Consider the following 6,096-nt stretch of genomic DNA (forward strand, 5'->3'; position numbering starts at 1 on the left):
GTGGGCGGCGCCGGCGTGGCGCGCGGCTACCTGAACCGCCCGGAACTGACGGCCGAGCGCTTCCTGGACGATCCGTTCGCCGGCGAGGCGGGCGCGCGCATGTACAAGACCGGCGACCTGGGACGCTACCTGGTCGACGGCAGCATCGACTACCTGGGTCGCAACGACTTCCAGGTCAAGATCCGTGGCTTCCGCATCGAGCTGGGTGAGATCGAAGCCAGGTTGTCGGCCTGTGCCGGGGTGCACGAAGCGGTGGTGCTGGCGCGCGAAGACCAGCCGGGCGACACGCGCCTGGTGGCCTACCTGATCGCCGACGCGGAAGGGCTGGATCTGGGCCGATTGCGCCAGCAACTGAGCACGCAACTGGCCGAGTACATGGTGCCGAGCGCCTTTGTGGCGTTGGATGCGTTCCCGCTGACGCCGAACGGCAAACTGGATCAGAAAGCCTTGCCGGCGCCGGATGGCGAGGCCTACGCGCGGCACCGCTACGAGGCGCCGGAAGGCGAGATCGAGGAGGGCCTGGCGGAGATCTGGCGCAGTCTGCTCAAGCTGGAGCAGGTCGGTCGCCACGACAACTTCTTTAATGTCGGCGGCCACTCCTTGCTGGCGGTGCAGCTGATGAGGAGGATAAATCAGGCGTTCGGGGTTGAAGTTCCGCTGGACCGCTTGTTCGCGCACACCACGATCATCGACCTGGGCGAATACATCCTGAATGCCCAGTTCGAGCAGTTCGATGCAGGTGAACTGGAGGAGCTCATGGCACACATGGGGGACGTCCAACAAGTGCGGCTGTCCGACGAGGTGGAGGCAAGCATGAAATAGCCGTTTTCCAGCGCGCTTTTGCCGAAGACTCGGGGTGAATTCTTTTTTGAGAATATTTTAATTAAGCATAAATTTACCCCGAGTGCATAGAAATACCGCCTATATAGGTTTCAGATTGCATCCTTGATAATAACGTGCGCGAACTCCGCTTGGCGGCGCTTGCGGGGTTTGGGCGGTCCCGCTCCACCACATCAATCTGACTAATAGGCGCAAGTACATGAAGAATGCATCATTGGCGAAACTGTCTCTCGAAGAGCGTAAACATCTGATGGCGCTGGCAAAGGCCGCCAAACTGACCCGGGCCGTCAGCGCCGAGCCGACGCAGATCACGCCGATCGGCCGCGAGACTCCGCTGCCATTGTCATTCGCCCAGCAGCGCCTGTGGTTCCTGTCGCAGTTCGGGGTGGACAGCGATGTCTATCATATCGCCGGCGGGGTGAGGTTGACGGGTACGCTCAAGCGCGAGGCACTTCTTCATGCGCTCGACACCATCTTGGCGCGGCATGAAGCGCTGCGCACCAGTTTCAAGCTGGTCGACGGCGCACCGGTGCAAGTGTTTGCCGCCGCCGATTGCGGCATGGCGGTGCTGGTGCACGAGCTGCGCGGCTGCGCCGACCAGGAAGCGGAGCTGGCGCGCCTGAGCGCCGTCGAGGCGCAGGAACCCTTCGATCTGGAGCATGGGCCGCTGATACGCGCCCGCTTGATCGTACTCGACGAGCAGGAACACGTGTTGCTGGTGACGATGCATCACATCGTCTCCGACGGCTGGTCGATGGGCGTGCTGATCAACGAACTGGCTGCCCTGTACGCGGCGTTTTACCGCGACGAGCCCGATCCGCTGCCGGCGCTGGCGATACAGTATGCCGACTACGCGTGCTGGCAACGGCAGTGGTTGCAGCAGGAGCGCCAGCAAGAGCAGTCGGAGTACTGGCGGCAGACGCTGAGCGGCGCACCCGCATTGCTGGAACTGCCGACCGACCGTCCGCGGCCGGCGCAGCAGGATTTCGCCGGCGCCGCCGTGCCAGTGGTGTTCGACGCGGCGCTGAGCGCCGATCTGAAACGCTTCAGTCAGCGGCATGGCGTGACCTTGTATATGACCTTGTTGGCCAGCTGGGCGTTGCTGCTGGCGCGCCTGTCCGGCCAGGATGAGGTGGTGATCGGCAGTCCGATGGCCGGCCGTGGGCGCGCCGAGCTGGAACCGTTGATCGGCTTCTTCGCCAATACGCTGGCGTTGCGCCTGAAGCTGGGGGGCGCCGCGACGGTCGCCGAGCTGCTGCAGCATGCCAAGGCCCAGGTGGTGGCGGCGCAGCGGCACCAGGACCTGCCGTTCGAACAGATCGTCGAGCTGGTGCAGCCGGCCCGCAGCATGGCGCATGCGCCCCTGTTCCAGGTGATGTTCGCATGGCAGAACGCGCCGGAGGGCGAGCTGACGTTGCCGGGCCTGACGCTGTCCGGCGTCGCCGTCGGCAAGGCCGTGGCCAAGTTTGACCTGTCGTTGAATTTGCAGGAGTCCGGCGACGCCATTGTGGGCGGACTGGAGTATGCGACCGCGCTTTTCGACCAGCCGACGATGGAGCGGCATGTGGGCCACTGGCGCACGCTGCTGTCGGCGCTGGTTGCTGACGACGCGCAAGCGCTGGAGGATTTGCCGTTGCTGAGCGAGGCGCAGCGCACGCGGATGCTGTCGGACTGGAATGCGGGCGCGGTCGCGCCGGCAGTGAAGCGTTGCGTGCACCAGCTGTTCGAGGAACAGGCCGCGCGCGATCCGTCGGCGGTGGCGCTGGTCCATGAGGACCGCACGGTAAGCTACGGCGAGTTGAACGCGCAGGCCAACCGGCTGGCGCACCACCTGCGCGGCCTGGGCGTCGGTCCGGACACGCGGGTGGCGATCTGCGTCGGGCGCGGCGTCGGGATGATGGTGGCGGTGCTGGCCACGCTCAAGGCCGGCGGCGGCTACGTGCCGCTCGATCCGGCCTATCCGCAGGACCGCCTGGCCTACATGCTGGCCGACAGCGCGCCGCTGGCGGTGCTGGTCGACGGCGCCGGACAGGCGGCGCTGGCCGGGGTGGGGGATTCGGTCGGCGATGCGCCGCGCATCGACCTGGCGCAGGACGCGGCGTGGCAGGACAACTCCGACGCCAATCCTCAGGTGGCGGGCCTGAGCCCGGCGCACCTGGCCTACATCATCTATACGTCCGGCTCGACCGGCGCGCCGAAGGGCGTGATGATCGAACACGCCAATGTGGTGCGCTTGTTCAGCGCCACGGACGCCTGGTTCTCGTTCGGCGCGGACGATGTGTGGACGCTGTTCCACTCGTTCGCCTTCGACTTCTCGGTGTGGGAAATGTGGGGAGCGCTGGCGCACGGCGGCCAGCTGGTGATCGTGCCGTTGTCGGTGGCGCGCGCGCCCGACGAGTTCTACCAGTTGCTGTGCCGGCGCGGCGTGACGGTGCTGAACCAGACGCCGACGGCGTTCCGCCAGCTGATCGCGGCGCAGGGCTTGAATCAGGCCGCGCACCGCTTGCGCTACACGGTGTTCGGCGGCGAGGCGCTGGAGACGAGCCTGCTGGCGCCGTGGTATGCGCGGGCGGTCAACGCCGGCACGCAATTGATCAATATGTACGGCATCACCGAGACCACGGTGCACGTGACCTACCGTCCGCTGGAGCCGGCCGACGCGGCGCGCCACGGCGCCAGCCCGATCGGGCGGCGCATTCCGGACTTGCGCACCTATATCCTGGACGCGAACCGGCAGCCGGTGCCGATCGGCGTGGTGGGCGAGCTGTATGTGGGCGGCGCCGGCGTGGCGCGGGGCTACCTGAACCGCCCGGAACTGACGGCCGAGCGCTTCCTGGACGATCCGTTCGCCGGCGAGGCGGGCGCGCGCATGTACAAGACCGGCGACCTGGGACGCTACCTGGTCGACGGCAGCATCGACTACCTGGGCCGCAACGACTTCCAGGTCAAGATCCGTGGCTTCCGCATCGAGCTGGGCGAGATCGAAGCCCGGCTGTCGGCCTGTGCCGGGGTGCGCGAGGCGGTGGTGCTGGCGCGCGAAGACCAGCCGGGCGACAAGCGCCTGGTGGCCTACCTGATCGCCGACGCGGAAGGGCTGGATCTGGGACGATTGCGCCAGCAACTGAGCACGCAACTGGCCGAGTACATGGTGCCGAGCGCCTTTGTGGCGTTGGATGCGTTCCCGCTGACGCCGAACGGCAAACTGGATCAGAAAGCCTTGCCGGCGCCGGATGGCGAGGCCTACGCGCGGCGTGGCTATGAGGCGCCTCGGGGCGAGGCGGAGCAAGCGTTGGCAACGATCTGGGCCGAGCTGCTCAAGCTGGAGCAGGTCGGTCGCCACGACAACTTCTTCGAGCTGGGCGGGCATTCGCTGCTGGCGGTGGCGTTGATCGAGCGGATGCGCGGGGCCGGCCTGCAAACGGATGTGCGTACCTTGTTCAGCACACCGACGGTCGCGGCACTGGCGCTGGGAATGGAGCAGGGCGCCTCCGGCGTGGCGTTGCAGGTGGCGCCCAACGGCATCGCCGACGGCTGCCAGGCGATCACGCCGGACATGCTGCCGCTGGTGCAGCTGACTGTCGAGGAAATCGCTGCCATCGTCGATGGCGTGCCGGGAGGCGCGGCGAATATCCAGGATATCTATCCCCTCACGCCTTTGCAGGAGGGAATCTTGTTCCATCATATGATGGGGCAGGAAGGCGACCCTTATCTGATGCAGATTGTGTGCGCGTTCGACACGCGTGAGCGCCTGGACAGTTATCTGGAGACCCTGGGCAGCGTCATCAAGCGGCACGATATCCTGCGTACCGCCATGCGGTGGGAGGGCTTGCGCCAGCCGGTGCAAGTGGTATGGCGCGACGCGCCGCTGTTGATCGAAGACGTCAGTGCGGAGCTGGCCGGCGTCGATGTCGTCAGCGAAATCCGCGAACGCTACAATCCACGCCACTATCGCATCGATGTGCGCCAGGCGCCGCTGATGCGGGTGATGATCGCGCAGGACGCCGTCCATGGGCGCTGGGTGATGCTGTGGCTGAACCATCACCTGGTCGACGACAACACGTCGATGAAGTTCCTGATCGAAGAAGTGCATGCGATACAACACGGCCGGGAGCAGGGCTTGCTGGCCACCGTACCGTTCCGTAACTTCGTCGCGCAGGCGCGGCTGGGGGTGAGCGAGGACGAGCACGAGGTCTTCTTCAGGGCGATGCTGTCCGATTTCAGCGCGGCGACCGCGCCGTATGGCTTGCAGCAGAGCCGTGGCGAGCTGTCGATAGGCGAGTCGAAGCGCATGCTTCCGGTCGACCTGGGCAAGCGCCTGCGTGCGCAGGCTCGCGTGCTGGGCGTGACTGCGGCCAGCTTCATGCACCTGGCCTGGGCGCAGGTGCTGGCAAAACTGTCGGGGCAAGAGGATGTGGTGTTCGGCACGGTGCTGTTCGGCCGGATGCAGGGGGGCGTCGGCTCCGACCGCGTGCTGGGCATGTTGATCAACACGCTGCCGATCCGCATACGCGTCGGTGAATACGGCGCCGCCCGCAGCGTGAGGGAAACACACGGTGCGCTGACGCAGCTGTTGCGCCACGAGCATGCGCCGCTCGCTCTCGCGCAGCGCTGCAGTGCGGTGCAGGCGCCGCTGCCGCTGTTCTCGTCTCTGCTGAACTATCGTCACGGAGAACATGCGCAGCAGGGCGATGTTGCGCAGACGGCATGGGAAGGAGTGGAAATGCTCAGTGCGGAAGAGCGCACCAATTATCCGTTCACCTTGTCGATCGACGACCTGGGCGACGTATTCCTGTTGACCGCGCAGGTCGAGCAGGTGGGCTCCGCCGCGCGCATCTGCGACTATGTGCAGACGGCGCTGGAAGGCCTGGTGGCGCTGCTGGAAACCGCGCCGGAGACGCCTCTGGCGGCGGTGGACGTTCTGGCTGACGCGGAGCGTGATCAGGTTCTGTACGGGTGGAACGCAACCGACGCCGCCTATCCGTCCGAACTGGGCGTGCACCAGGTGTTCGAACAACAGGTGGCGCTGCGGCCGCAGGCCGTGGCGCTGGTGCACGACCAAAAGACGCTGAGCTACGCGGAACTCAATGCGCAGGCCAACCGCCTGGCGCACCACCTGATCGCGCAAGGCATCGGCGCGGGCGACTGCGTGGCGACCTGCCTGGAGCGCTCGGCCGGACTGGTCATCGCCCAGCTGGCGATCCTGAAGGCCGGCGCGGCCTATGTGCCGCTGGACGCGGTGCTGCCGCCGGCCCGCCA

Annotated in this window: 1 protein-coding gene and 1 pseudogene; both read left to right on the forward strand. The window is 66.3% G+C overall.

The genetic code is table 11. The annotated features are described in order from the left end of the window. A pseudogene (locus KVP70_RS32795) lies at positions 1–702 on the forward strand (phosphopantetheine-binding protein); the annotation flags it as partial. Positions 703–1,090: 388 nt separating this feature from the next. Beyond that, the coding region (locus KVP70_RS32800; protein WP_217946625.1) for a non-ribosomal peptide synthetase at positions 1,091–6,096 on the forward strand (5,006 nt) is incomplete at its 3' end.

It is taken from the genome of Duganella violaceipulchra (assembly GCF_019166075.1).
Lineage (GTDB): Bacteria > Pseudomonadota > Gammaproteobacteria > Burkholderiales > Burkholderiaceae_D > Rugamonas > Rugamonas violaceipulchra.